Here is a 25868-nt window from a genome sequence, read left to right on the forward strand (position 1 = left end):
GCCGTCAGTCGGCCAGCACCAGATGCACGCGGCGATGGTCGCGGCCCTTGGCCTCGATCTTGCCCAGCCACAACGGGCCGATCTCGCCGGTGCGGCGGACATGGGTACCGCCGCAGGGTTGCAGATCGACCGGCGCGTCCGCGGGGCCGATCCGCACCATCCGCACGCGCCCGTCGCCGCGCGGCGGGGCCACGTCGCGGGTGCGGATCAGGTCGGGGCGGCTCAGCAATTCGTCATGGCCGATCCAGTCCTGCGTCACCGGCAGATCGCTTTTGACCAGCGCGTTCAGGCGGTCCTGAAGCCCCTGCTTGTCGGCGGGCGGGTCGGGCATCATGAAATCCAGCCGCCCGCGATCGGCCGACACCGCGCCGCCGGTGATCGGCAGCGGGATCACCGCCGACAGCAGATGCAGCGCGGTGTGCACCCGCATATGCGCAAGCCGGCGCGGCAGGTCCAGCCGCTGCAACACCAGATCGCCCGGTGCCGGCAGCGGGCGCGGCTCCATCGGGACCAGAACCGCGTGGCCGTCCGCGTCGCGCATGGTGGTGGCGATGGGAATTGCGTGGCGGCTGTTCCATTCCAGCCAGCCGCTATCGCCCGGCTGCCCGCCGCCCTGGGGATAGAACAGCGGCTGATCCAGCACGATGCCGCCTGCATCGGTGATCGCCAGAACCGTCGCGGGCGCCTCTTTCAGGTAACTGTCCTGATGATAGAGCGGGACGGTCATACGCCGTCCTCCGCGCCCTCCGCATCGGTATCTGTATCGGTGTCGGGTTCGTCGGGTGCGGGCTGCGGCGCGCGGGCCGGTGCGGGCGGCGGGGCCAGCGCCTCGGGGTTGCGCAGCCAGATATCGCGCTGCGCGAACGGGATCTCGATCCCTTCCTCGGCGAAACGCGCGGCGATCTGGTGGTTCAGCTCGGTCCGCGTGGGCAGGCCGAAGGTGATGTCGCGCAGGATCGCGCGGATCTCGAAATCCAGCGAATCCGCGCCGAAGCCCTGAAAGACGACCTGGGGCGGCGGGTTGACGATGACCAGCGGATGCGCCTCGGCGATCTCGCGCAGGATCGCTTCGACCTTGCGGGTATCGGTGCCATAGGACACGCCAACGGTCAGGATGATCCGCCCGGTCAGGTTCTGCCGGGTCCAGTTGGTGACCACGCCCGAGATCAGGTCGGTATTGGGCACGATCACATCGGTGCGGTCGAAGGTCTCGATCCGGGTCGAGCGGACCGAGATATTGCGCACCGTGCCCATGACATTGCCGACCTCGATCCAGTCGCCTTCGGACACGGGCCGTTCGATCAACAGGATGATGCCGGACACGAAATTCGACACGATGTTCTGCAACCCGAAACCGATGCCCACCGACAGCGCACCGGCCACGATGGCCAGCGAGCTGAGGTCGATCCCCGCCGAGGTGATGGAGATGACCCCCGCCAGGAAGATCCCGACATAGCCCAGCCCCGACACGATCGCCTTTTGCCCGCCGGTGTCGATCTTGGTCCGTGGCAGGACCTGGGTGCGCAGCGTGCCCTGAAACAGCCGCGTGGCGGTGTAAAGCACGCCGAAGACCAGCGCGAAGGTCAGGAAATCGGCGGGCCGGATGCGGCTGTCGCCCATCTGGAACCCGTCGGTAAAGGTCGTCCAAAGCTCGGTCAGGTCGGCCACCCGCGCGCCCCAGATCAGCGCCAGTAGCGGCAGCGCCGAAAACGACAGCACCAGCCCCAGCAGCACGGGGATGACGGAATCACCCGATTCCTCGTTCTGGGCGATCATCGTCCACAGATCGAAGATGAACCGCTGCAACAGCATCAGCAGCCCCAGAAGCCACAACGTCGCCATCGCGGGATAGACCAGCGCGGTCGCGGCCTCGGTATAGCCCAGGATCGCGGCCAGCGGCCCCACCACCGCCACCAGCAGCGTCAGCCGGATCACCAGACGGATGATCGAGTTGCGATAGACGCGCGTGTCCTCGGCGCTTTCGGTGTCCAGCCGCACATGCAGCCGCAGCAGCCGCGCGATCCGGTACAGCAACAGCCCCGCCGTCACCAGAAGCGGCAGGTTCAGCACCGCCCGCGCGGCGGGGGCGTAATCGTCGGCATCGGCCACCTGGTTCAGCATCCAGGCCAGCGCCAGCACCACCCCCATCAGGGTGGAATACCAGCGCCCCTCGGCCTTGCGCTCGGCCGGCAGCTCAAAGACCGGGCCGCGCACCGCCAGCTTGGGGAAGATGCGGTTGCCCAGCCACCGCGCCAGCAGCACGAACAGCGCCGCCGTGGGAACCATCCTGGCCACCTGCCCGCCCTGCGCCGACAGCAGGTCGGCCTCGTGCAGCGCCGCCAGCAGGGCCAGAACCCCCACCATCGGCACGATGATCTGCCCCAGCGATACCAGCGACACCAGAACCGACCGCTGCGCCTTGTCCGCCGATCCGACCAGCCCCAGCGTCAGGCGTTCGGCCCAGAACCGACCCCGCGCCAGCAGGACCAGCGCCACCAGAAGGAAAAAGCCGATCGCGGGCAGCGCGGCCTTACGCTCGGCCTGTTTGACGTTGTTGGTCCAAGACGACGTGACCTCGCCCGCGATGGTGCTTGTGGTGCCCTGCAACGCGGCGAACCCGGCCTGCCAGCTGTCGGGCAGCACCGGCGACGGGTCGCGGCGCGTCAGCCGGTTGGCCTGGCGTTCGCGCACGATGGTGTCGATTTCCGAAATCAGCCCGTCGGCCTGGATATAGGCCTCTTCCGCGCGCAGCACCGGCGCCCGCAGCACCCGCAATTGCTGGTTCAGCTCGACCCGCCGGGCGGCGATCTCATCGGTTTCGGTCTCGCCCTCGGCCGGGGCCGGTCCCAGCGCCGCGATCTGTTCGTTCAGATTGGCGATGCGGCTGGCATTCAGCCCCTGCGCGCTCAGGAACCGGGTGCGCCAATCGGCCAGCTCGGCCCGAAGATCCTCAAGAACCCCGGTCGAGGCCGCACCGGCCGTCACCGCGGCCTCGGCCCGTTCCGAGACCGATTTCCATTCGGTGTAATCCAGCCCCTCGGACGTGGTGGCGGTCTGTGCCCGCGCGGGCGCGGCCAGCGGACCGGCGATCTGCGCCGCCGTCAGGGCCAGCAGAACGACAAGAAGAAGCCGCCGGATCACGCCTCATAGACCTCGGGCAGCTGGCGCGGGGTCCGGTCCAGCCATTCGGGCACCGGTAACGCCTTTTCCTTCAGGAATTCGGGGTTGAACAGCTTCGACTGATACCGCGTGCCATAGTCGCACAGGATCGTCACGATGGTGTGACCCGGCCCCATTTCGCGCGCCATGCGCATGGCGCCCGCCACGTTGATGCCCGACGATCCGCCCAGGCACAGCCCCTCGTCCTGCAACAGGTCAAAGACCACCGGCAGCGCCTCGGAATCGGGGATGGTATAGGCCATGTCGGGGGTGAACCCCTCCAGATTGGCGGTGATCCGCCCCTGCCCGATCCCCTCGGTGATCGACGACCCCTCGGCCTTGTGCTCGCCGGTGGTGTAATAGTTGTAAAGCGTCGCGCCCTCGGGATCGGCCAAGCCGATCTTGACGCCCTTGGGTTGCAGCGCCTGCGCCACCCCCGCCAGCGTGCCGCCCGAGCCTACCGCGCAGATGAACCCGTCGACCTTGCCGCCGGTCTGTTCCCAGATCTCGGGGCCGGTGGTTTCGACATGGGCCTGGCGGTTGGCGACATTGTCGAACTGGTTGGCCCAGATCGCGCCATTGGGTTCGGTTTCCGCCAGTTTCAGCGCCAGCCGCTCGGAATAGCGGACATAGTTGTTGGGGTTGCGATAGGGGGCGGCGGGCACCTCGACCAGCTCGGCCCCGGCCAGGCGGATCATGTCCTTCTTTTCCTGGCTCTGGGTTTCGGGGATCACGATCACCGTCTTGAACCCCAGCGCGCGGCCCACCAGCGCCAGCCCGATGCCGGTGTTCCCGGCCGTGCCCTCGACAATGGTGCCGCCGGGTTTCAGCGTTCCGCGTTCGACCGCATCGCTGATGATGAACAGTGCCGCGCGATCCTTGACCGACTGGCCCGGGTTCATGAATTCGGCCTTGCCCAGGATCTCGCAGCCTGTGGCCGCGCTTGGCCCGTTCAGCCGCACCAGCGGCGTGTTCCCGATCAGATCCACCAGATCCTTGCGCTTGTCCATGTCAGCCTCCGCGTCTGTCCGTCATGCCTATCGGCAGCCGCGCGGGAACTCAAGCACCCGCGCGCAGCCGGTCACGGTTCATCGCCAGCCACATCACCGACAGGATCAGCGGCGCATTGTCCAGCTCGCCGCTATCCAGCAGGGCCATCAGCCGGTCGAAATCGACCACATGGCTGCGGATATCCTCGTGCTCGTCGGCCAGCCCGCCCAGCCGTGTGTCCCGCGACGGCAGATCGGCAATCCCGATGAACGAGGTGATGTATTCCGCCTGTGCGCCTGGCGACGGGTAATAGCCCTGAACCTTGTGCAGCGCGCCCAGCTCCAGCCCGGCCTCCTCCAGCGCCTCGCGCCGGACGGTGGTTTCCGGGCTTTCGCCGGGATCGAGCCGCCCCGCGATCGCCTCCAGAAGCCAGCATTGCGCGTCGCCCCGCGCCATCGGGCCCACGCGGAACTGTTCGATCAGCAGCACCCGGTCGCGCAGCGGGTCATAGGGCAGAACGGTCGCGCTGTCGGCGGCCAGAAACGCCGCGCGATCCATCGGTTCGCTCATCGTGCCGTCGAACCGCCGGTGGCGCAGACGGAAATCGCCGATGGCGAAGAAATCGGTATAGGGCTGGTCATAGTTCAGGATTTCCACGTCCCCCGGCCCGGCCGCATGGCGCAGAGTGACGGGAACGTGATCGCGCGCATTGACCCGCGCCGCCGCCCGCGCCCGGATCGTCGGCAGGCGCCCGGCGATGACCTGCGGCGGATGGGTGCCAAAGGCGGCCATCACCTCGTCCGCGGCCAGGATCGACAGCGCCGCCCAGTCGCGCGCCCAGGCGCCGGTGTCCCACGGATCGCCCGCGATCCCCGCGCGCAGCTCTGGCAGATAGGTGCGCGCGGTGCGCAGCCCGCCACCGGCGCGCACCGACATCTGGTGCGGTGCCAGCCCGTAACAGGCCTGGTGGAAATCCAGCGCCGCCAGCGCGTCATCGTCCAGCCCGGCGATCAGCGCCCCCGGCAGCGTGGCACCCGGCACCGCCGCCACCAGCGGCGCCAGCCCGGCCCCGTCGTCGAACGCCGCGAACCCCTCCAGTATCGCGGATTGCCCCGGCGCGACCTGTGCCCGGCGCAGAATGCGGGCCAGGAACGGCAGGTGCGCCAGCCGTCCATACACGAAAAGCTCTGTCATGGATCAGGGCCAGCGCTTCGAGGCCCATTCCGACAGCCACGCCGCCAGAATGCCCCCCACCAGCAGGATCGCGATCACATCGACCGCGCCCAGAATCGCCGCGCCATATTGCGAGACCTGGTCGAAAATGCCGGCCACCGCCTCGGTCGGGTTCTTGTAGCGCATGCGCACCGATTGGCGCAGCATCTCATAGATCGAAAAGACCAGCAGCACATAGAACAGCATCACCGCCGTGGTGCGGATGCCCTGACCGATGGCGGGGCGATAGCCGCTGCCCGCCAGCCGCCCCATGATCATCCAGCCCGACAGCGCGCCGATCACGACGCAGATCAGCACGAATTTGCCCGGATCGGACCCCTCGGGCATCGTCGCCTTGAAGGCTTCGGCGGCGAAGAAGGCCACGATGGCGAACCCCATGGCGGCAAACAATCTGGAGGCGGTCGGCATATCGTCAGTTCAGGTCTTGTCACGGTTCACGGTGTCGCGTCGCAGTTTCCGCTTCGAACCGGCGCCGCGCAAGAGGTCAGATGAAAATTCCCCATTCTGCGGACCCGCGCGCCAACGCCTGCCCCCGCGATTTCGTCTCGCCGCAGGCCGAAGGTTTGCTGCCCGCGCCGCAGCCTCCGGGTCGGACGGTCGGCAAGGCGCGTCGCCGCACGGATGGTAAGACCGGCCCGCGCCATCTGACCGCTGGGCGCCGCTGGGGTGGGTAGGACACCAGTATCAAAGCCATATTTTCAAATGAAATCCAATACTTTTAAGACCTTCTTAAACCAAACTCCCCTCGCAGCGCATATCTGAAACGCCGCGTGGCCACCTCGCCGCAGCCCGCGCCGCAGCCGGGCGAGCCGCCTCGGCCCCTGTGTTTCGCCCAAAGCCCCGAACATCACGATGCTGGCGATCCCGTCGCAGCAGCGCGTTTCATCGCGATAATCCTGCAACACTCTCACCGCCCGTTCGGACGCCCCGGCGGCCGGAATCTGCGCCCCTGTGGGGCGGTGCCGCGCCCGGCAGGGGATCGGCGCAGGCGGCGTCAGCCGGTGGATTTGTACCGCTCATAGGCCGCAAGCGCCCCCTCGCGCCCCTTGGACAGGGCCACCACCGGGTCGGGATAGGCATCCTTGGGCGACAGGTCCCAGGATTGCGGGATCGCGTCGAAATAGGACAACGCGGTATCGGTCGGCGTCTGGCGCCCCTCGGCGATCCAGCGGTCGCGATATGTGCCCTTGGGGTCGAACTTGTCGGCCTGGGTCTCGGGGTTGAAGATGCGGAAATAAGGCGCGGCATCGGGCCCGGAACCGGCGACCCATTGCCAGCCCATCGCGTTCGAGGCCGGGTCCCAGTCGATCAGGCAGTCGGCGAACCAGCGCTGCCCGATCCGCCAATCGGCCAGCAGGTGCTTGGTCAGATAGGATGCCACGATCATCCGCGCGCGGTTGTGCATGGTGCCGGTCACATACAGCTCGCGCATGGCCGCATCGACAAATGGTACGCCGGTTCGGCCCTGTTTCCAGGCCAGCACCTCGGGCCGGTCTTCGTCGGTTTTCCACGGGAAACCGTCCCAGCCGTCGCGCCAGTTATCCGTGAAGATGCGCGGCGTGTGATAGGCCAGATGCCAGGCGAAATCGCGCCAGACCAGCTCCTTCAGGAAATGTTCGGCCCCCGCCGCGCCGTCCGCCTTGGCCCGCTGACCGGCATGCCAGATCGCGCGCGGGCTGATCTCGCCATAGGTCAGGTTTTCCGACAGGCCCGAGGTCGCGGGCCGGGCCGGGAAATCGCGGTCGTCGCGATAGCCGTCGACCGGGCCGTCCAGAAACGCGCGCAACCGGTCCTGTGCGGCCCCCTCGCCCACCTGCATATGGGGTTTCAGCACATCCGCCCCGCGCCGCATATCCGCGCTCAGGTCCCAATCGTCCAGATCGTCCGAGGCGGGCCAGCTTTCGGGCGCCTTCAGCGCGTCGGGCGCGGGCAGCGGGTCGCCCGGATCGCGGTCGCGCACCGCGCGCCAGAAGGGCGAATAGACCTGATAGAACCCGCCCTGTTTGGTTTCGACAGTCCAGGGTTCGAACAGGACAAAACCGGCAAAGCTTTGCGCCGTGACGCCCTGATCCTTCAGCGCGGTCTTGATGGTGCTGTCGCGGTCGATACTGGCCGGGTCATAGGACCGGCTCCAGAACACTTTGTCCGCGCCGGTTTCCTTGATCAGATCGTTCAGGCACTCCTGTGCCGGGCCGCGCCGCAGGATCAGCCGGCTGCCGACCCCGGACAGGGCCGCGCCGAAGCGGTCCAGCGCCGCGCCCAGCCGAAACCGGGGCGCCGCGCCCATGTCTGCGACCTGATCGTCGTGGATGAACAAAGGGATGACCGGCTGGCCGGTCGCGACTGCCGCGCTCAGCGCCGGGTGGTCGCCCAACCGCAAATCGCGGCGCAACCAGAGTATGACGGGTTTCGTGCTCACAGCACCTGATCTAGCGCGCCGATCAGCTTGTCCACCTCGGCCGGCGATGTGTAATGCACGAAGCTCAGGCGCAGCACCCCGCGCGCCGGGTCGATCCCCAGCGCCTGAAGCGCGCGCACCGCATAGAAGTCGCCGCCCCCCGCCATGATGCCCAAGGGGGCCAGCCGCGCCGCGACAGTGCCCGCCGATCCGTCGACCTGCAGCGCCACGGTGGGCGCGCGCGCCGCCGCGTCGGCCGGCCCGACCAGCCGCACGGAATTCTTGCCCGACAGGTATTCCAGCAGCGGCGCCAGCAGCGCCTGTTCGTGATCGCGCATCAGGTCATGCACCGCCCGCCCCCGCGCCGCCGGGTCGTCATGGGCGGCGAAATGGTGGTCGTGCAGCGCATCCAGATAATCGGCAATCCCCGCACAGGCCGCCACCTGCGCGTGATCCGGCCCCGCCGGGGTGAAGCGTTTGTACAGCACATCGCCGTTGAAATAATGCCCCTGGTTCGGCAGCACCGCCCCCAACGGGCGGCGGATCACCATCGCGCCCTGATGCGGACCATAGGTCTTATAGGTCGAGAACAGATAGATATCGGGGCCGATATCGCCCACATGCGGCAACCCGTGCGGCGCATAGCTGACCCCGTCGACGCAGGTAAACGCCCCCGCCGCATGGGCCACGGCGCAGATCGTGGTGATGTCGTTGACCTCGCCCACCACGTTGGAACAATGCGGGAAACAGACGAGCCGCACATTTTCGTCCAGCAGATCGGCCAGGTCGGCAGGGTCCAGATGGCCGGTTTCGGGGTCCATCCGCCATTCGCGGATTTCGATCCCTTCGTCGGCCAGCCGCCGCCAGGGGCCGGTATTGGCCTCGTGATCCTGGTTGGTGACGACGATGGCCTCGCCCGGCTGCATCCACTGGCGAAAGGCCTGTGCCAGGACATAGGTGTTCTGCGTCGTCGACGGGCCAAAGGACAGCTCGTCCGGCTCTACCCCCAGGATCGCGGCCAGACGCGCGCGGGCCTCGTCCATCTCGGCCCCGGCCTTGCGGCTGGCGTCATAGGGGCCATAGGGCTGCACCTTGCGCTGGTGATAGAACCGCGTCAGCCGGTCGATCACCGGCTGGCAGGTATAGGACCCGCCGGCATTTTCGAAAAACGCCTGACCCCTCAACGACGGCTCGGCAAAGGCCGGGAACTGTGCCCGAACGAATTCCAGATCCAGCGCAGCCATGCCCATCCCCCTTGCAGCAAAAAGCCCCGGCGCAAAAGGTCCGGGGCTTTCAGTTAGGCCGGATCAGCGGCCCGGTTCAAGCGCTTATCGGTGCTCGGATGTCAGACCCTTGAAGATCGCCCAGCACATCAGCAAAAGCACCAGTGTGAACGGCAACCCGGTCGAGATCACCATCGCCTGAAGCGCGCCCAGCCCGCCGCCGATCAGCAGAACGATGGCCACCGCGCCCTCGAAGGTGCACCAGAACACCCGCTGCGGCACCGGCGCGTCGACCTTGCCGCCCGCGGTGATCGTGTCGATCACCAGCGACCCGCTGTCAGACGAGGTGACGAAGAACACGATCACCAACACGATGCCGATGACGGATGTGATCGACGCCAGCGGCAACCCTTCGAGCATCGCAAACAGCGACAGCGGCGGGTTATAGCTGTCGATCACCTCGGCCTTAACCGCGCTGCCGGCGGGATCGCTCAGGACCTGGTCGATGGCGGTGCCGCCGAAAACGGCCATCCACAGCACACAGACCAGCGAGGGGATGATCAACACGCAGATCACGAATTCGCGTACCGTCCGGCCCCGGCTGACGCGGGCGATGAACATGCCCACGAAGGGCGACCAGCTGATCCACCACGCCCAGTAAAACGCGGTCCAGCCCTGCATATAGCCGGTGTCCTCGCGCCCGAACGGGTTCGACAGCGGCACGATATCGGCGGCATAGGTGCCAAGCCCGGCCACAAAATCGCTGAGGATCGTCATGGTCGGTCCCGCCAGCAGCACGAACAGCAGCAGCAGCGCCGCGATCCCCATGTTGATCTCGGACAGGACCTTGACCCCGCCATCCAGCCCCCGCAGCACCGAAATCAGCGCCACGCCGGTGATGACCGAAATCAGGATGACCTGCACCGTGATGGAATTGGGGATGCCAAACACATGCTCCAGCCCCGCATTGGCCTGTTGCGCGCCAAAGCCCAGGCTGGTGGCCAGCCCAAACAGCGTGGCAAAGACCGCCAGAGTGTCGATGATATGCCCGGTCCAGCCCCAGACACGATCCCCGAAGATCGGATAGAATGCCGAGCGAATCGTCAGCGGCAGCCCCTTGTTGAACGTGAACAGCGCCAGCGCCAGCGCGACGATGGCATAGATCGCCCAGGGGTGCAGACCCCAGTGATAGATCGTGGCGGCCAGGCCCATGCGCTTTGCGGCCTCGACATTCGCGGCGATGATCGTGCCATCCTCGGCGATCGGGCTGGGCACGCCCAGGGGTTCGGAAATCGCCATGTGATAGACCGGCTCCAGCACGCCGAAGAACATCAGCCCGATGCCCATCCCGGCGGCGAACAGCATCGCGAACCACCCGACATAGGTATAGTCGGGCACCGCATCCTTGCCGCCCAGCCGTACCGCGCCCCAGGGGCTGACGATCAGGAACAGGCAGAACAGCACGAAGATGTTGGCCGAAATCAGGAAGAACCAGTCGAAGGTGCTGGTCAGCGCCGGCCGCAGCCAGCCGAAGAATTCGCCCGCCTGCTCCGGCAGGGCCAGCGCGTAAAAGACAAAGGCCACGATGGCCACGCCCGAGATCAGGAAAACCGGGTTGTGAATGTCAAAGCCGAAGGGCCCGATCTGGCCTTCGACATTGTCCTGTCCGATCTCGTAATCGGTATCGATCAGATCCGCCGGGCCGTCGGGCTCGGGGATGCCTTGGTTGGTGTCATCGGCCATGGCCGACCTCCTTGTTGGTTGTTTTTCTTGCGCGCGTTGGTGGGGCTGCGGCCCTAGTCGGGCCGGACGATCAGGACCGAGGCCCCGGAATGGCTGGCCATGCGCCCGCCATGGGACGGCAACAGGTAATCGGCCACCCCCGGCACGTGGCTGGCCATCACCACCAGATCGGCGCCGACCTGTTCCACCGCCTTGAGCAGGGAATCGTCCATGTCGACCGCCGGGTCAGGGGTGATCAGCGCCTTGGCCGTCGCGCTGTGACCGTGTTTGGCGGCCTGTTCGGCGGCAAAGGCGTCCAGCTTCTGCTGGAATTCTTGCGGGGTGTGGGCCAGCTTGCCCGGTGTCGCGGCGCCGACCGCGACATAGCAGACCGGCGCGCCGTAATGACGGGCCAGATCGGCGGTCACGCCCAACGCCCGCCCCAGCCTTTCGGCATGGGCCAGGTCGACGGGCGCCATGATTTGGGTGAACATCTCTGTCTCCTCTCTTTTCTGTCCCGCGGTCCGGCGGGGCCGCATGTCGCCATGGGCCGGCCGGATCACGCATTGGCGTCTTTTCGAGGCAGAACCCCCCAGAAGCCGGAAGGTTCCCATGGGTCAGCCTAACGCGGGACAGCCTGCCATGACACCCGTGGGCGGCGGATAAAGGGACAAACGCGACCTGATGGGTCGTTTTCGGGGGGCTTCGGGGCCGCCGCCACGGACCGGGCGGCGGCGATGCGCGAACGCGTCAGGCGTTCACATCGACGACGACGCGGCCCTTGACCTGACCGGCCAGGATTTCGGCGCCCAGCCGGGGCAGATCGGCCAGCGTGGCGGGCACGATCATCGATTCCAGCTTGTCCATCGGCAGATCGCGCGCGATGCGCTTCCACGCCCGCAGCCGGTGTTCATAGGGCTGCATGACGGAATCGATCCCCAACAGGTTCACCCCCCGCAGCAGGAACGGAATGACCGTCGCGGGCAGCGCCGCGCCACCGGCCAGCCCCACCGCCGCGACCGACGCGCCATAGTTCATCTGCCCCAGCACACGGGCCAGCATGGCGCCGCCCACCGCATCGACGCAGCCCGACCAGATCTCGGTCTCCAGCGGGCGCTTGACGGTCTCGTTAAGGTCATCGCGGGGCACGATCTGCTTGGCACCCAGCGATCGCAGGTAATCGGCGGTTTCGGGCCGTCCGGTCACACCGGCCACGTCATAGCCCAGATTGGCCAGGATCGCGGTGGCGACCGACCCCACACCGCCCGCAGCGCCGGTGACCAGAACCGGCCCCTGCCCCGGCGACAGGCCGTGCGCCTCCAGCACATCGACAGCCAGCATCGCGGTAAACCCCGCCGTGCCCACCGCCATCGCCTGACGCGTGCTCAGCCCGTCGGGCAGCGGCACCAGCCAGTCGGCCTTAACACGGGCCTTCTGGGCATAGCCGCCCCAGTGTACCTCGCCCACGCGCCAGCCGGTCAGCACGACCTTGTCGCCGGGCTTGTAACGGGCATCGGTGGATGTTTCGACCGTACCGGCGAAATCGATCCCCGGCACATGGGGATATGTGCGCACCAGCCCGCCGCCCGGACCGATGCACAGCCCGTCCTTGTAATTGACGGTGGAATAGTCGACCGCGACCGTCACCTCGCCCTCGGGCAGGCGGTCCTCGTCGATCTGTTGCACCGCGGCGTGGGTCTTGCCGTCGGCGTCCTTCTCGACGACCAGAGCGTTGAACATGTAAAGCCCCCCTTTCAGATATCGTCCGGCAGGCACCGCCGGTCCGTGATCCGGCCGGGTGGCCCCGCCGCCATCGGCATCGCGCGGATCGGGCCACGGCGAAGCGTCTGGTGATTGACCATCTGCATCACACAAACCGCCACAGGTAAAGAGCGCATCGCGCCCCCGCCCGCTAAAGCACCGCCGTGCCCAGCTGCATCGCCGCCGCCCCCAACAGGACCAGCCCCGTGGCCAGCGGCAAGCCCCGGTCGTCCGCCGCCATCCGTTCCAGGATGATGAACAGCGTCACCGCCCCCATCCACAGCAGCGACATCATCCCGCCCACCAATCCCAGCAGCATCAGCGCCCAGCAACAGCCGATGCCCCAAAGCCCCAGCCGCACCCCCAGCCACAGCGCCGTCAGCCGCCCCGGCGCCCAGTTTTCGGCAAAGACCACCAGCGGGTCGCGGCAGCGGTCCAGACAGGCCGATTTCGCGGGCGTCAGCTGATAGACCCCCGCCAGCGCCATCAGACCGGCATTGACATGGGGCGTCAGGCTCTGGCCCAGCGGCGTCACCAGCCCCGCCGCGACCAGCCCCGTCTGCGCCCCCGCCGCCAGCACTGCAAAGCCCAGCCAGGCCAGCAGATAGCCCGCCGTCAGATCCAGCACCGCACCCCGGCCCTGCGCCCCGGCGGTGGCCAGATCGTCGAACACCGCCAGCGACGGGCGCACGGCGGGCAGCATCATCGCCGCCGCCATCACCGCCCACATCATCACCAGCCGCAGATACCCCGTCAGATCCTGCGTCAGGCCGCACATCCCGGCCCAGACCTCGGCGCCATAGATCAGCGCCATCTGCCGCATCTCGCTGCTTTCGCCCAGCAGCAGCGCCGCCGCCCAGGCCGCCAGGATCGCCGCATGGATCACCAGCCAAGGCGCCGTTCCCAAACGATGCGCGCCGCGCGGTGGCGGCGTCGCAATCCCTTGGCTGTGGGGGGCCGGCGCGGGCCGGGCTGAATTCCGTGACGAAACCAATCAAATATGCCTTGTGGAACAATTTTGCGTATAAAACGTGGACAATCGCGGCCGATCCAGCCCGCTCTGCCGCACCAGCGGATTTCTGCTGATTTTGCGGTCGAACCCATCCCAAGCCGCCCGCATTCCAGGCCCCCGCCGCCCGCGCCGCGGGGGCATCGATTCCAGCTTGTCGGGCTGGCACAGTTCCAATAGCGTCGGTGCGATACCACTCTTGATGAAGGTGACGTGCATGACACTTCGTTCTTTCCTGATCGGCTCTGCGGGCTGGGCGGCGCTGTCCGTTGCGGCCCAGGCCGCCGATGGCGATCTGCTGGTCTTCGACTATTCGGGCTTCGAGGATCCGGCCTTTCACGGCAAATATGTGGAAACCCACGGCGACAGCCCGGCCTTCGCGTTTTTCGGCGATGAAGAGGAAGCGTTTCAGAAGCTGCGCTCGGGCTTCAAATCCGATGTCACGCATATCTGCGCGGATTCGGTGACCAAATGGGTCGAATCCGGCATTCTGGAGCCCTGGGATGCCAGCCGCATCACCGCGCTGGCCGATCTGAACGCGGACCTGACCGGCACCGATGTGACCGCCGACAGCACCGACCTCTATTTCCTGCCCAGCGATTTCGGCTCGACCGCCATCGCCTATAACCCCGACGAGGTCCCGGCCGAGGATGTCGCGTCGCTGAACGTGTTCCTGAACCCGAAATACGCGGGGCGCATGACCCTGCCCGACAATGTGGCCGACAGCTATGCGCTGGCCTATCTGGCGACCGGCACCACCGACTGGACCACCGCGACCGAAGAACAGTTCCAGGCCGCCAGCGACTGGCTGCGCCAGGCGCATCAGAACCTGCGCACCTATTGGACCGATCCGGGCGAGCTGGCGCAGCTTCTGGCCTCGGGCGAGGTTCTGGTCGCCTGGGCCTGGAACGAGACCCTGCCCACCATGGTCGAAGAAGGCTATCCCATCGGCTTCCAGCGCGAGGCGACCGAAGGCTCGTCGCTGTGGCTGTGCGGCTATGTCAACATGAAGGACAGCGACGGGGTCGAGGACAAGGCCTATGACTTCATGAACGCGCTGCTCGATCCCAGCTCGACCCAGGCGCTGCTGGAGGCAGGCTATGGCCATTCCAACGCCACCGCCATGGCCGGTGTCGGTGACGAGGCCCTGACCGACGTGGGCCTGGGCGCCATCGACGCCCCCGTGCTGGCGCAGCTGCCCATGGCGCAGGACCTGCGCGAACGGCAGAATGCCGAGTTCGAGAAGATCAAGGCCGGTTTCTGAGCCGGACATAAGAAACGCCCGGGCCATGACAGCCCGGGCGCCCGAATTCAGGTACCCGCCACTCACAGGCACCCCAACCGGAAGATCGGCGCGTAATTCGCCGAAAGGTCTAAAATTTCCTATCGTCAACGCGGCTGTAACGGCGGCCATGTCGGCCGGGAATCGGTATGGCCGTAATGTGCCGTCTGCCCGGTTGCGGGCATGAACCGCCAATCCGCGTGGACCAACAAGGACAAGCTATCCAGGGGCAGGTTCGCCGTCATACCCCATTTGGGGTAAAATGACGGTCACAGGTGTTTTTCCACCTCGTCCAGCACATCGCGCCAGTGGCGAAAGAACACCAGCTGCCCCGCATCGTGATGCACGCGGTAATCGATCCAGGGGTGGTCGTGCTGAAACTCCTGCAACGTCGCCAGCGGCACCTGCGGATCGTCGGCCCCGTTGATGAAGACCACCGGTAACCGCCCCTCGACCGCGCGCACGGTGGCCGACCAGTCCTGCAACTGCCCGCCCAGCATCATGCGCGAAAACGCCTCGTGCGCGACGCAATCGTCGGCCAGCGCCACGATCGAGCCGGTGACCATCGCCTCGAACACCTCGGGGTTTTCGAACGTGTCGATATCGGACTGGCAATTGCCATAGACCGCGTGGACAAAGCCCCGCTTGCCGATCTTGCGCGCCATGAAGAACCCGGCCTTGACCATGAAGGGCAACAGATGCGGCGTGTATTTCGCCCCCGCCACGATGAAGCGGTGCCATTTCTCCATCCGCTCGAACTGTTCCCGCCGGGTCAGCGGCAGCACACCGGCACAGGCGATCAACGCGCTGATCTGCTGCGGGAACCGCCGGGCCAGCTCGAACCCATAGAAACTGTCATCGCCCAGCGACACGATCGGGCAGCGCGTCACCTTCAGCGCCGCCAGAAGCTCTTGCAGGTCCTGGATGAAGGCCTCGTCGTAATCCACTGATTTTGCGACCATATCCGAACGCCCATATCCCGGGCGCACCGGCACGATGGCGCAGATCCCGCGCGCCCGCGCCATGGCCTCGGCGGCGGCGGGCCAGCGCACCAGCCCGAAATCCAGCGGCAGGAACAGAAGCGGCCGGCCATCGGGATCGCCCAGCCGCAGGTAATCCATCCCACGCCCGTCGCGCAGCGTCAAACGCTCGAACGGCAGCGGCTGCAACCCGCCATGGGTCGGCTCGACCACGCGCGGGCCGGGATCGACCGGGGGTGACAGCAGGCTCATATCCATCATCGACAGCGCCAGCCGCACCAGCTCGACCTGGGAATGGGTCTCGGTCTTGGACTGGATCGACTTGATCTGCGCCCGCACCGTGTCGACGGAGCGGCCGCGCTGTTCGGCGATTTCCTTGATCGAACAGCATTCAACCAGCGCCTGCACCACCCCCGCCTCGGCCGGGGTCAGGCCAAAGGCGCTGTTCAGCAGTTCGGGGAACCCGTCGGGGCAGCGCACCTCGGACGAGGCGGCCAGGATATAAGTGCCCTGACCGGCCAGTTGCACCGGCTGCAAGCGCAGGACCACGAAATGCCCGCGCGCGCTGGAACGCACGCGCAGCACCGCGGCCTCAGCCCCCGCGCGGGTGAAAATGGCACGGGCCGCACTTTTTATTTCCGTTATATCTTCGGCATTTACGGCAATATCTTCAACCGATCTGTCAGCATTCAGACGCAGGATGCTGTTGGCCGCCGGATTGGCCGCGGCCACCATCAGCCGGTCGTCCAGCAGAAACGCCGCCACCCGGTCGAACGGCGCCAGCGCCGCATCGAACGCCGCCCGCGTGCCGGTGCTGGACACCTTGTCCAGGATCTCTTCCGCGCGCTTGAAATGGTTCGAGATGACGGGATCGTCCAGCAGCATCACCGACTGCATCCCCACCTGTTCGCGCAGCGGTTTCAAGGCCGATTCCCACAGGTCCAGCAGCGTCTCAAATCGCGCCGGGTCCAGGGCAACATCATAAAGCCGTTCAATCGCCGCGTCGCGCGTATCGCCGGACAGGGTCCGGTCACGCGGCTGCGGTGACTTTCGGTGATAAGTCATTCGCAAAAATCCGATTCCTGACCGGATGATAAAGGAATTGCCGCCCCCTTGCACGCCCGGAAAACCTGTCTTTTTGATCGTCTGTCGATCACCGCTTGATCGCGCCGGAACGGGTCCTTATATTCGGTATGTCCTTCGGGACTATGGACATAAACGCGCTCGTAATAAGCGGATCGGACCCGGGGGCGGTACCCGGCGGCTCCACCAAATACCCTCGTTGGGGGATTCTGGGGCCGAAACAGGATCGACGAACGTCTAAAGGTGTTAGCTTTGTCCCGGTGAGATACCACCGTTATCGGTTCGCTAAGCATAATTGCCAACGACAATCGTGCTCCGGTTGCTCTGGCTGCGTAAGCAGTTCGAGGAATCGAAATCTTAAGCCCAGTCGTCTAGCAACGGCTGGCGGGGTTCGCAGGCACCTGGCAACAGAAGCCTGCACTTTTCCACATTCCTTTAGCGCTTGTTAACCCATCGCCCGTACCAAGGGGGCCGTGTTTTTGCGATCAGGGGATGCAAGATGACCAAATCCGAAATACTTCAGGCCTTTTATGAACGGGTCTGGCTCAAGGGCGATCTGTCGGCCGTTGACGACTTTTTCACCGCCGAAGCCGCCGCGGCGGGCTTCATGGCCAATGACGTGGTCGGCGCCACCGACATCAAGACCTTGGTCGAGGCGTTTCGCGGCTTTCTGGAGGATGGCAGTTTCGAACTGAGCCCGACCATGGAAAAGGACGACTGGCTGGCCACGGTGATCACGCTGAAGGGCACCACCCAGACCGGCCAGAACGTGAAGCTGCAAGGGCAGATCATGGCGCGGTTCGAGGGCGACAAGATCGCCGAGGCGTTCAACCAGTTCGACTATTTCGCCTTTTTCGAACAGGTGGGCCTGTTGCCCGAGGACGCGATGGCGATGTTCCTGACCGGTACCATCGCCGCTTGACAGCCGGGCGGCGCCGCGCTCTGATCGGGCCATGGGGTCGCTTGCGAACACCCCGTGAGGCGCCAGCCCAAGCTTCGCATCCCTATCCATGTCGATGGAGGATGCATCATGGCTGTCCTGAACGCGATTTCCGTTTCCCAACTGTCCCGGCTGATCGGCACCCCCGCCGCGCCGGTGATCGTCGATGTCTGCATCGACCCCGATTTCGACGCCGACCCGCGCCTGATCCCGGGGGCGCTGCGCCACGCCCATACCGACCTGCCCGGCCTGCGGGCGCGCCTGGGCGGCCGCGCGGCAGTCATTGCCTGTCAGAAGGGGCTGAAGCTCAGCCAGGGTGTCGTGGCCTGGTTGCGGGCCGATGGCACACCGGCCGAGTATCTGGACGGCGGCAAGCGGGCCTGGGCTGCGGCCGGGGCGCCGATGGTCAACGCCGCCGCGATCCCGGTCCCGCCCAGCGATGAGACGCTGTGGGTCACGCGCCACCGGCCCAGGATCGACCGCATCGCCTGCCCCTGGCTGATCCGGCGTTTCGTCGATCCAAGGGCGCGGGTCCTGTTCGTGTCCCCCGCCGCCGTGCGGGATGTGGCCGACCGGTTCGGCGCGACCCCGTTCGATGTCGAAGATGTCGCCTTCAGCCACCGGGGCGCGTTGTGCAGTTTCGACACGATGCTGGATCTTTTCGGCCTGCGCGACCCGGCGCTGGACCGTATGGCGACCGTGATCCGGGGCGCCGACACCAACCGCCACGACCTGGCGCCGCAATGCGCGGGCCTGCTGGCCCTTTCCGTGGGGCTTTCCCGCGCGTACAAGGACGATCAGGCGCAGCTGGGGGCCGGCATGGTCCTTTATGACGCGCTTTATCGCTGGGCCCGCGAAGGGGTCGACGAGGGCCATGACTGGCCCGGGCTACGGGGCTGAGCCATGGGCGCACCAGACTGGGGTCAGATGACCCGCATTTTCGGCCGGATCGGCATCCTGTCCTTTGGCGGCCCGGCGGCCCAGATCGCCGTGATGCACCGCGAACTGGTCGAGGACCGCCCCTGGCTGACCGAGGATCAGTACCTGCGCGCGCTCAGCTTCTGTATGCTGCTGCCGGGCCCCGAGGCGATGCAGCTGGCCACCTATGCCGGTTGGCGCCTGCGCGGGGTGCCGGGCGGGGTGCTGGCGGGCGCGCTGTTCGTGCTGCCCGGCGCGCTGGTGATGCTGGCGCTGGCGGCGCTTTACGCCACCTATGGCGCGCTGCCGCTGTTTCAGGCGCTGTTCCTGGGGATCAAGGCCACGGTCGTCATCATCGTGATCGAGGCGCTGCTGAAGGTCGCCAGACGCGCGCTGCACGGCCCCGACCGCTGGGCGATCGCGGGGCTGTCCTTTGTCGGGATTTTCGCGCTTGGGGTGCCGTTCCCGCTGCTGATCGGGCTGGCCGCGCTTTACGGCTATCTGACCACGGCGCCCGGGTCGACGGCCACCGCCCCTGCCCCCGCCGCGAAACCCAGACTGATGCGCACCGTGCTGATCTGGGGCGCGCTGTGGCTGGCGCCGGTGGCAGCACTGACCATCCTGGCGCCCGGTATCCTGCCGCAGCTGGCGCTGTTTTTCTCGAAACTCGCCGTGGTGACCTTTGGCGGCGCCTATGCGGTGCTGGCCTATATGACGCAAGAGGTCGTGACCATTCGCGGCTGGCTGAGCACGCCCGAGATGATGGATGCGCTGGGGCTGGCCGAAACCACACCCGGCCCGCTGATCCTGGTGACGGAATTCGTGGGGTTCCTGGCGGGGTTCAAGGCGGGCGGGCTGTGGCTGGGCACCCTGGCCGCGCTGGTCACGCTGTGGGTGACGTTCATGCCGTGTTTCCTGTGGATCTTCGCCGGGGCGCCCTTTATCGACCGGCTGGCCACGCTGCCCCGGCTGTCGGGCGCGCTGAACTGTGTGACGGCGGCCGTGGTCGGCGTGATCCTGAACCTGTCGATCTGGTTCGCGTTGCATGTCTTTTTCACGCAGGTGACCACCTGGCGCGCGGGGCCGTTGCGGCTGGCCCTGCCCGATCCACAGACGATCGAACCGCTGACCTTGGCGCTGGCGGCGGTGGCGGCGGGGCTGCTTTTGTGGCGCCGCTGGCCGCTTTTGCCGGTGCTGGCGCTGATGGCGGTGGCGGGGCTTTTGGGCGGCGTTCTGAGCTGAGGGATCAAATTCCGGCCTGCCCCTTTTCAACCCATCAGAATCGCCTATGCTGTGCGAAACGAACGGGGTCCGAGATGCCGAACGAAATCGACTATGGCAACCTGATGCACAATGCCATGCGCGGCCTGATCAAACAGGTCCTGCAGCAGATCGAGCGTGACGGCGAATTGCCGGGCCAGCACCATTTCTTCATCACCTTCGACACCACCCATCCCGATGTGCAGATCGCCGAATGGCTAAGCGCCCGCTACCCCGAGGAGATGACGGTGGTGGTCCAGCACTGGTTCGATAACCTGACGGTCGGCGAGGACGCCTTTTCGATCACGCTGAATTTCGGCGACCAGCCCGAGCCTCTGCACATCCCCTATGACGCGATCCGCACCTTTGTCGATCCGTCGGTGGAATTCGGCCTGCGGTTCGAAACCCAGGACGACGACGAGGATGACGCGCCCGAAGAGCCGCTGCCGCCCGAGGAACCCGACGCGCCGGCCCATGCCGACGCCGAGGTCGTCAGCCTGGACAGTTTCCGCAAATAAGCCGCCAGACCGGCCTGATAGCGCAAACCCCGCCCCGGCAGATTGTCAAGCCCGCGCCACCCGCTTATAGCCTTCTGCGACGCTATACCGGAGGATGGCCCTGATGACCGACACCCGCACCGAAACCGACAGCTTCGGCCCGCTGGAAGTTCCCACCGACAAATACTGGGGCGCGCAGACGCAGCGCTCGATCATGAACTTTCCCATCGGCTGGGAAAAGCAGCCCGTCGCGATCGTGCGCGCGCTGGGGGTGGTCAAGAAGGCCTGTGCGCAGGCCAACAAGGCCTCGGGCAAGCTGGACACCAAGCTGGCCGATGCCATCATCCAGGCCGCGGGCGAGGTCGTCGCGGGCCAGTTCGACGACAACTTTCCGCTGGTCGTGTGGCAGACGGGTTCGGGCACGCAATCGAACATGAACGCCAACGAGGTGATCGCCAACCGCGCGATCGAGATCCTGGGCGGCGTGATCGGGTCCAAGGATCCGGTGCATCCCAACGATCATTGCAACATGGGTCAGTCGTCGAACGACACCTTCCCCACCGCGATGCATGTGGCCGCCGCGATGACCGTGCGCGACGTGCTGCTGCCCGGCCTGACCAAGCTGGCCGAGGGGCTGGAGGCGAAATCGGCCGAGTTCAAGGACATCATCAAGATCGGCCGGACCCACACCCAGGACGCCACCCCGCTGACGCTGGGGCAGGAATTCTCGGGCTATGCCCATCAGATCCGTCAGGGCATCGCGCGCATCGAGGCCGCGCTGCCGGGTATCTATGAGCTGGCGCAAGGCGGCACCGCCGTCGGCACCGGGCTGAACACGCAAAAAGGCTGGGGCGAGACCGTGGCCGCCAACATGGCGGAAATCACCGGCCTGCCCTTCGTCACCGCGCCCAACAAGTTCGAGGCGCTGGCCGCCCATGACGCGATGGTCTTCATGTCGGGCGCCTTGGCCACTGTCGCGGGCGCGATGTACAAGATCGCCAATGACATCCGCTTCCTGGGCTCGGGCCCGCGTTCGGGTCTGGGCGAGTTGATCCTGCCCGAAAACGAGCCCGGCTCGTCGATCATGCCCGGCAAGGTGAACCCGACCCAGGCCGAGGCGATGACCCAGGTCGCCGCCCATGTCATGGGCAATGACGCGGCGATGAAATTCGCAGGCTCGCAAGGGCATTTCGAGCTGAACGTCTATAACCCGATGATGTCCTATAACCTGCTGCAATCCATGCAGCTTTTGGGCGATGTGGCTGACAGCTTTACCGAGCGGATGCTGCTGGGCATCAAGGCCAATGAGCCGCGCATCGACAAGCTGATGAAGGAAAGCCTGATGCTGGTCACCGCGCTGGCGCCCACCATCGGCTATGACAACGCCACCACCGTGGCCAAGACCGCGCACAAGAACGGCACGACCCTGAAGGAAGAGGCGATCAAGCTGGGCTTTGTGGACGAGGCGACCTTTGACAAGGTGGTGCGGCCCGAACAGATGATCGGCCCCAAGGACTGATCCGGCGTGACATCGGCAAGGGGCGGTCCGATCGGGCCGCCCTTTTGCTTGCGCGCGGGTGGGAATTGCCGTTGACTGGTGCCATGACGACGCCGATCAACCTGAACAAGCACCGCAAGGCCCGCGCCCGGGCCGACCGCAAGGCGCAGGCCGATGCGAACGCGGTAAAATTCGGCCGAAGCCGGGATCAAAAGGCGCGGGAAACGGCAGCAGATGAGCGGGCGCGGCGGCTGCTGGACGATCACCGGCGCGAGGACGGATAGCGACCAGGGGGGCGTTGCCCCCGTCACCGCGCGTGCCGCGCGGAGCCTCCCCCAGAGTATTTGTGGAACAATGAAGCGGCTGTTGCGGTGACAGGCCGGGCCCTGTCGTGCTAACCGGTCGTCATGACCGACCGGCCACGCAAGCATTCCCTGACCCTGAAGGGTCATCGCACCAGCGTTTCGCTGGAAGATCCGTTCTGGGAGGCGTTTCGGCAGATCGCCACCGCGCGCGGGCTGGCCTTGAACGAGCTGGCGGCGGAAATCGATGCGGCGCGGGGGCTGGAGGTTGGTCTGGCTTCGGCGATCCGGCTGTTCGTGCTGGATCATTACCGGGCCGAGGCGGCGCGGCTGTCGGAGTGATCAGCGCAGCGCCGGCTGCTGCATCTTGGACGAGAAATCCCGCACATAGCCCAGTTCGCGGGCGAAAAGATGCTGAATTTCGGATTTGGTCATTGGCACCTTTGCAGGCCGCGACGCGGTGGCTGCGGGTGCTTCGGGACCGCCGCCGAACAGCGCGCGGACAGAAAGGCCCCATAGACCGTTGTTTGCTCGTGTATTTTTCATGCCGGCTCTCCCCTTGAGATTCTGGCTCAACTGTGACGCTAGACACGTTGCGGTTGTTTTTCAACATGGTATCGCCATAAAGGCGACCGAAGGGTTAATTCTGGCGCAGGGCCGCGTGCAGGCGGGCGCTGCTTTCGGCCAGGCGGCGTTCTGCCACGCTAAGACGTTCTTCGCCGTGACCATGCGGGTTCAGGTCACGGGCAAAGGCCTGGCGGAATTCCTCAATCCGGCCCTTGCGGGTTGCTTCCGGCTCTGGCGGTGCCGGACGCGTGCGCCATCCGGGAATGGCGATGCGGATTTTGCTGCGACGTGTCTGAGTCATGTCTCCCCCACGAAACTGGCTACGGGGATCACGTTACCCGTTGCGGCGGGGAAACTTACGGGGAAAACCGGCCCGAAAAGCGTCACATTTTCGTCGTGATATTCTATAACATATTGTTTTTGTTACAATATATATAGGGAGCGACAGTTTCTGACGCGGCGTCACTTCGCCCGCCGACGCAAGGTCAGAAACAGCCCGTCGCGGGTACGCACGGTCAGATAGGCGACGGGAATCGGTGTTTCTCCGTCGACCGGGGCCAGATGAAAGGCGCGCAGGATCTCGGCCAGAATCAGCGTCCCTTCCAGCATCGCGAAGCCCGCGCCGGGGCAGACGCGCGGGCCGGCCGAAAACGGGTAATAGGCCTGGCGCGCGGCTTGTTGCCCGGCCTGAGTCGTGTAGCGGTCGGGATCGAACGCGTCGGGATTGGCCCAGTACCGGTCGTTGCGGTGCAGGTGCCAGGGGCTGATCACGATCTGGTCACCACGGCGCACGGACCGGTTGCGGAACGGGGTTTCGACGCCTGCGGCACGCACCATCATCGGCACCGGCGGATACAGGCGCAGCGCCTCGCGGAAGACATCGCGCGTCAGGCGCAGGCGCGACAGGTCGGAAAACGTGATCTCGGTCCCCAGCGCGGTGACCTCGGCGGCGGCGCGGTCCTGGATGTCGGGATGCGTGGCAAGCAGATAGAGCGCCCAGGACAGCGCCGCCGCGCTGGTTTCGTGCCCGGCCAGGAAGAAGATCGCGACCTGATCGACCATCTCTTCGGTGTCGAAGCATGCGCCCGTTTCAGGGTCGCGCATGGTCATGATCTTGGTCGCCAGATCGTCGGGCGCGGTGCCCGCGCGGATCGCGTCCATCCGGTCGGCGGTCAGGCGGGTGATCCGGTCGCGGATCAGGCGCGCCGCCGCGCGGGTCTGGCGCCGGTGGCCCCGGGGCAGCCAGCGCGGCAACGGCAGAAAGGCCGCCAGGTTCAGGATCGGCTGGCTGCGCTGATAGGTGCGGAAGGCGTCGAACACCTCGGCCGCCAACGCATGCTGGATCGGGATCGAAAACAGCGTGCGAAAGATCACATCGGCGGCGGCATGGCTGGCCTCGGCCTCGATCTCGATCGTGCCCTCGTACAGTCGGGCGACGGCGGCGCGGGCGGCATCGCGCATCGCCGGAAACGTGTCGCGCAGACGACCGCCTTCGAACGCGGGGCCGATGATGCGGCGTTGCCGCTGCCATGTCGCGCCATTGGTCAGAAAGACCGAATTGCCCAGAAGCGGGCGCAGCCCCTCGCCCACGCGGTTCGATTTCGGGAACTCCATCGGGCGCTCGCGCAGCACCTGGCGGATCAGATCCGGTTCGTTGATCAGGAACGACCGAAAGAACGGCGTGCGGTATTCGGCCATCTTCGCGCGATAGAGCTTTTCGGGCTGCGCCGACAGGATATCGGCGCGGAAAAGCCGCAGATAGCGCCAGAACGACACCTTTTCGGGGCGCGCGGCGGGTTTCGGCGGCAGGCTCATGCGCGGATCGACCGGTGCGGCGACAGCGGGGTTTCGATCCGGCTGGCCGAGGGTTTGCGCCCGGCAAACCGCGCCCCCAACGTCCGTGGCCCCGCCGTGATGCGGAAATAATCGTAATCGCCCGGACGATCGAACGCGCAGAGATACTGGAAATGCAGCCGGAAGAACCGCCAGCGCAGCGCGGCCCACCTTTCGGGGCTGAGCGTCTGGGTGAAGGCCGCCGAAATCACCAGCGGCCAACGCTTGTCGGGCGGCGCCACGCCGCTGACCGCCACGGGATCGCAAAGCGCAAAGGAACAGCCGTCGCCCGGCGCTGTCACATCCACCCATGTCAGCCGATCGCTGGCCGACAGAAACGCCAGATCGCCGCGCAGCCGGTCGGCCCCCGGCAGGAAGGACATCATCGGCACCACCTGCCCCAGCGACAGAAAGGCCAGCGCCGGGCCATCCGCTGGCACCTGCCCCGCGCGGATCAGATCGGCCAGCGCCGACACCGCCAGATGCGCGCCCGAGGAATGGCCGACCACCAGAACCTCGTCCACATCCGAGCGCAGCGCCCCGGCGATGCGGTCAGTGAATTCGGCCAGCCGGGCGTCCAGCGCGGGCGGGTTTGCCCCGCCCCAGCGCGCGGCAAAGGCATAATCATGCATCAGGTAATAGGCATAAAGCCGGCCATCCAGCCGCCGGAACCACGCCAGCACCGGCCAGACCGCCGCCAGCCCCAGCCAGCCCAGCCCCGGCACCCCGCCGCGTGCCAAGAGCGCCCCGGCCCCGCGCGCCACGGCCAGCGCGACGGCCAGTTGCAGCAACAGCATACCGATCGGATAAAGCGCGGCGATCACCGGCCCCTTGCGCAGCCGCATCAGCCGCCCCAGCGCGCCCGACCGGATATAGGTCCACGCGGTGCGCACAAGCTGGCCATAGGTCGCGGCGATCCCCTGCGCCATCGAGCCGCGCACGATATCGGACCAGACCAGCACCTCGACCTCGGCCTCAACGCGTTGGCCTTCGATCAGGGCGCTGACATGCCAGCCGAACCCGCCATGATCGATCTGCGGCGGCCCAAGCGTGATCTTGTGGCCCGAGATGTCGGCCTGCGCGGCGCCTTCGCGGCGGTACAGCTCGCGATAGCGGCGCGGCGGAATCGGGTCATAGCCGGGGATATAGAAAACCCGGCGCGATGTGACGGGCTGTGAAACCGCACCTGTCATCGACGACCCATTCCGACTGC

General features: G+C 66.3%; 25 protein-coding genes and 1 other RNA gene. 9 read left to right on the plus strand and 17 right to left on the minus strand.

Translation table 11 applies throughout. The annotated features are described in order from the left end of the window. Positions 1-4 precede the first annotated feature (4 nt). The 12 genes from CLM60_RS19640 to CLM60_RS19695 form a co-directional block, all read right to left on the minus strand. Positions 5-727 (minus strand): alanyl-tRNA editing protein, encoded by a 723-nt coding sequence (locus CLM60_RS19640; protein ID WP_095590861.1) that lies wholly within the window; start codon positions 725-727, stop codon positions 5-7. Beyond that, positions 724-3141, minus strand: a complete 2418-nt coding sequence (locus CLM60_RS19645) for a DUF3772 domain-containing protein (protein ID WP_095590862.1) — start codon at positions 3139-3141, stop codon at positions 724-726. Before CLM60_RS19645 ends, CLM60_RS19640 begins: the two co-directional genes overlap by 4 nt. Next, positions 3138-4169 carry a cysteine synthase A gene (locus CLM60_RS19650; protein WP_095590863.1) on the minus strand — a complete coding sequence of 344 codons (1032 nt, stop codon included), beginning with the start codon at positions 4167-4169 and terminating at the stop codon, positions 3138-3140. Before CLM60_RS19650 ends, CLM60_RS19645 begins: the two co-directional genes overlap by 4 nt. 49 nt (positions 4170-4218) lie before the next feature. Next, complete coding sequence (locus tag CLM60_RS19655) at positions 4219-5343, minus strand: NUDIX domain-containing protein (RefSeq protein ID WP_095590864.1); 1125 nt, start codon at positions 5341-5343, stop codon at positions 4219-4221. 3 nt (positions 5344-5346) lie between these two features. Next, a complete protein-coding gene (locus CLM60_RS19660) occupies positions 5347-5790 on the minus strand; it encodes a TrgA family protein (protein ID WP_095590865.1) in 444 nt (147 codons plus the stop codon). Positions 5791-6376: 586 nt separating this feature from the next. Beyond that, positions 6377-7801, minus strand: coding sequence for a cryptochrome/photolyase family protein (locus tag CLM60_RS19670; RefSeq protein WP_095590867.1), 1425 nt, complete (start codon positions 7799-7801; stop codon positions 6377-6379). Further along, positions 7798-9024, minus strand: coding sequence for an aminotransferase class V-fold PLP-dependent enzyme (locus CLM60_RS19675; RefSeq protein ID WP_095590913.1), 1227 nt, complete (start codon positions 9022-9024; stop codon positions 7798-7800). The genes CLM60_RS19670 and CLM60_RS19675 overlap by 4 nt, the downstream gene beginning before the upstream one ends. Positions 9025-9108: 84 nt before the next feature. Beyond that, positions 9109-10746, minus strand: a complete 1638-nt coding sequence (locus CLM60_RS19680; protein ID WP_095590868.1) for a BCCT family transporter — start codon at positions 10744-10746, stop codon at positions 9109-9111. A 53-nt stretch (positions 10747-10799) separates the two neighbouring features. Then, positions 10800-11219, minus strand: a complete 420-nt coding sequence (locus tag CLM60_RS19685; RefSeq protein ID WP_095590869.1) for a universal stress protein — start codon at positions 11217-11219, stop codon at positions 10800-10802. 256 nt (positions 11220-11475) lie between these two features. After that, positions 11476-12465, minus strand: a complete 990-nt coding sequence (acuI, locus tag CLM60_RS19690; protein ID WP_095590870.1) for an acryloyl-CoA reductase — start codon at positions 12463-12465, stop codon at positions 11476-11478. A 14-nt stretch (positions 12466-12479) separates the two neighbouring features. Next, positions 12480-12623: a hypothetical protein gene (locus tag CLM60_RS21035; RefSeq protein ID WP_176473939.1), complete on the minus strand. Its 144-nt coding sequence runs from the start codon at positions 12621-12623 to the stop codon at positions 12480-12482. 14 nt (positions 12624-12637) lie between these two features. Continuing rightward, complete coding sequence (locus CLM60_RS19695; RefSeq protein ID WP_141246565.1) at positions 12638-13393, minus strand: DUF2182 domain-containing protein; 756 nt, start codon at positions 13391-13393, stop codon at positions 12638-12640. 319 nt (positions 13394-13712) lie between these two features. On the opposite strand from CLM60_RS19695, the gene CLM60_RS19700 reads away from it, so the two are divergent. Beyond that, positions 13713-14759 carry an extracellular solute-binding protein gene (locus tag CLM60_RS19700; RefSeq protein WP_095590914.1) on the plus strand — a complete coding sequence of 349 codons (1047 nt, stop codon included), beginning with the start codon at positions 13713-13715 and terminating at the stop codon, positions 14757-14759. A 287-nt stretch (positions 14760-15046) separates the two neighbouring features. Here CLM60_RS19700 and CLM60_RS19705 read toward each other — a convergent pair whose 3' ends face one another. Beyond that, on the minus strand, positions 15047-16822 hold the full coding sequence (locus tag CLM60_RS19705) for a bifunctional helix-turn-helix transcriptional regulator/alpha/beta hydrolase (RefSeq protein ID WP_095590872.1): 1776 nt from the start codon (positions 16820-16822) through the stop codon (positions 15047-15049). Between the two features lie 91 nt (positions 16823-16913). Between CLM60_RS19705 and ssrA the strand changes: the two genes are divergently transcribed. The 8 genes from ssrA (at position 16914) to CLM60_RS19745 (ending at position 22597) form a co-directional block, all read left to right on the plus strand. Further along, positions 16914-17262, plus strand: a transfer-messenger RNA (tmRNA) gene (gene ssrA, locus CLM60_RS19710). A 77-nt stretch (positions 17263-17339) separates the two neighbouring features. After that, complete coding sequence (locus CLM60_RS19715; RefSeq protein ID WP_095590873.1) at positions 17340-17762, plus strand: ester cyclase; 423 nt, start codon at positions 17340-17342, stop codon at positions 17760-17762. 108 nt (positions 17763-17870) lie between these two features. Further along, a complete protein-coding gene (locus CLM60_RS19720) occupies positions 17871-18680 on the plus strand; it encodes a chromate resistance protein ChrB domain-containing protein (protein ID WP_095590874.1) in 810 nt (269 codons plus the stop codon). 3 nt (positions 18681-18683) lie between these two features. Continuing rightward, entirely contained in the window at positions 18684-19940 is a 1257-nt protein-coding gene (gene chrA / locus CLM60_RS19725; RefSeq protein WP_095590875.1) for a chromate efflux transporter, read from the plus strand. A gap of 74 nt (positions 19941-20014) precedes the next feature. Further along, positions 20015-20476: an SspB family protein gene (locus CLM60_RS19730; RefSeq protein ID WP_095590876.1), complete on the plus strand. Its 462-nt coding sequence runs from the start codon at positions 20015-20017 to the stop codon at positions 20474-20476. Between the two features lie 103 nt (positions 20477-20579). After that, entirely contained in the window at positions 20580-21974 is a 1395-nt protein-coding gene (gene fumC / locus CLM60_RS19735) for a class II fumarate hydratase (protein ID WP_095590877.1), read from the plus strand. A gap of 83 nt (positions 21975-22057) precedes the next feature. After that, the gene (locus CLM60_RS19740; protein WP_095590878.1) at positions 22058-22237 is read left to right on the plus strand and encodes a DUF4169 family protein; all 180 of its coding nucleotides are present in this window, start codon (positions 22058-22060) and stop codon (positions 22235-22237) included. 123 nt (positions 22238-22360) lie between these two features. Continuing rightward, on the plus strand, positions 22361-22597 hold the full coding sequence (locus tag CLM60_RS19745) for a ribbon-helix-helix domain-containing protein (protein ID WP_095590879.1): 237 nt from the start codon (positions 22361-22363) through the stop codon (positions 22595-22597). On the opposite strand, the gene CLM60_RS20765 is transcribed toward CLM60_RS19745, so the two are convergent. From CLM60_RS20765 to CLM60_RS19760, 4 genes are all read right to left on the minus strand, one after another. Beyond that, on the minus strand, positions 22598-22831 hold the full coding sequence (locus CLM60_RS20765) for a hypothetical protein (protein ID WP_141246566.1): 234 nt from the start codon (positions 22829-22831) through the stop codon (positions 22598-22600). Positions 22832-22895: 64 nt separating this feature from the next. Continuing rightward, complete coding sequence (locus CLM60_RS20770) at positions 22896-23123, minus strand: hypothetical protein (protein WP_141246567.1); 228 nt, start codon at positions 23121-23123, stop codon at positions 22896-22898. A 161-nt stretch (positions 23124-23284) separates the two neighbouring features. Beyond that, positions 23285-24637 carry a cytochrome P450 gene (locus tag CLM60_RS19755; protein ID WP_095590881.1) on the minus strand — a complete coding sequence of 451 codons (1353 nt, stop codon included), beginning with the start codon at positions 24635-24637 and terminating at the stop codon, positions 23285-23287. Then, entirely contained in the window at positions 24634-25848 is a 1215-nt protein-coding gene (locus CLM60_RS19760; RefSeq protein WP_095590882.1) for a hypothetical protein, read from the minus strand. Before CLM60_RS19760 ends, CLM60_RS19755 begins: the two co-directional genes overlap by 4 nt. Positions 25849-25868 lie beyond the last annotated feature (20 nt).

This window comes from Actibacterium ureilyticum, assembly GCF_002285435.1.
GTDB classification, from domain to species: Bacteria; Pseudomonadota; Alphaproteobacteria; order Rhodobacterales; family Rhodobacteraceae; genus Actibacterium_C; species Actibacterium_C ureilyticum.

Coding starts and splice junctions, on each gene's coding strand:
- CLM60_RS21035 (WP_176473939.1), bottom strand. CDS start 12,623: ATGCGCTCTTTACCTGTGGCGGTTTGTGTGATGCAGATGGTCAATCAC.
- CLM60_RS19705 (WP_095590872.1), bottom strand. CDS start 16,822: ATGACTTATCACCGAAAGTCACCGCAGCCGCGTGACCGGACCCTGTCC.
- acuI (WP_095590870.1), bottom strand. CDS start 12,465: ATGTTCAACGCTCTGGTCGTCGAGAAGGACGCCGACGGCAAGACCCAC.
- CLM60_RS19680 (WP_095590868.1), bottom strand. CDS start 10,746: ATGGCCGATGACACCAACCAAGGCATCCCCGAGCCCGACGGCCCGGCG.
- CLM60_RS19740 (WP_095590878.1), top strand. CDS start 22,058: ATGACGACGCCGATCAACCTGAACAAGCACCGCAAGGCCCGCGCCCGG.
- CLM60_RS19640 (WP_095590861.1), bottom strand. CDS start 727: ATGACCGTCCCGCTCTATCATCAGGACAGTTACCTGAAAGAGGCGCCC.
- CLM60_RS19650 (WP_095590863.1), bottom strand. CDS start 4,169: ATGGACAAGCGCAAGGATCTGGTGGATCTGATCGGGAACACGCCGCTG.
- CLM60_RS19730 (WP_095590876.1), top strand. CDS start 20,015: ATGCCGAACGAAATCGACTATGGCAACCTGATGCACAATGCCATGCGC.
- CLM60_RS19700 (WP_095590914.1), top strand. CDS start 13,713: ATGACACTTCGTTCTTTCCTGATCGGCTCTGCGGGCTGGGCGGCGCTG.
- CLM60_RS19715 (WP_095590873.1), top strand. CDS start 17,340: ATGACCAAATCCGAAATACTTCAGGCCTTTTATGAACGGGTCTGGCTC.
- CLM60_RS19655 (WP_095590864.1), bottom strand. CDS start 5,343: ATGACAGAGCTTTTCGTGTATGGACGGCTGGCGCACCTGCCGTTCCTG.
- CLM60_RS19675 (WP_095590913.1), bottom strand. CDS start 9,024: ATGGCTGCGCTGGATCTGGAATTCGTTCGGGCACAGTTCCCGGCCTTT.
- CLM60_RS19755 (WP_095590881.1), bottom strand. CDS start 24,637: ATGAGCCTGCCGCCGAAACCCGCCGCGCGCCCCGAAAAGGTGTCGTTC.
- CLM60_RS19660 (WP_095590865.1), bottom strand. CDS start 5,790: ATGCCGACCGCCTCCAGATTGTTTGCCGCCATGGGGTTCGCCATCGTG.
- fumC (WP_095590877.1), top strand. CDS start 20,580: ATGACCGACACCCGCACCGAAACCGACAGCTTCGGCCCGCTGGAAGTT.
- CLM60_RS19720 (WP_095590874.1), top strand. CDS start 17,871: ATGGCTGTCCTGAACGCGATTTCCGTTTCCCAACTGTCCCGGCTGATC.
- CLM60_RS19685 (WP_095590869.1), bottom strand. CDS start 11,219: ATGTTCACCCAAATCATGGCGCCCGTCGACCTGGCCCATGCCGAAAGG.
- CLM60_RS19760 (WP_095590882.1), bottom strand. CDS start 25,848: ATGACAGGTGCGGTTTCACAGCCCGTCACATCGCGCCGGGTTTTCTAT.
- CLM60_RS19745 (WP_095590879.1), top strand. CDS start 22,361: ATGACCGACCGGCCACGCAAGCATTCCCTGACCCTGAAGGGTCATCGC.
- chrA (WP_095590875.1), top strand. CDS start 18,684: ATGGGCGCACCAGACTGGGGTCAGATGACCCGCATTTTCGGCCGGATC.
- CLM60_RS20770 (WP_141246567.1), bottom strand. CDS start 23,123: ATGACTCAGACACGTCGCAGCAAAATCCGCATCGCCATTCCCGGATGG.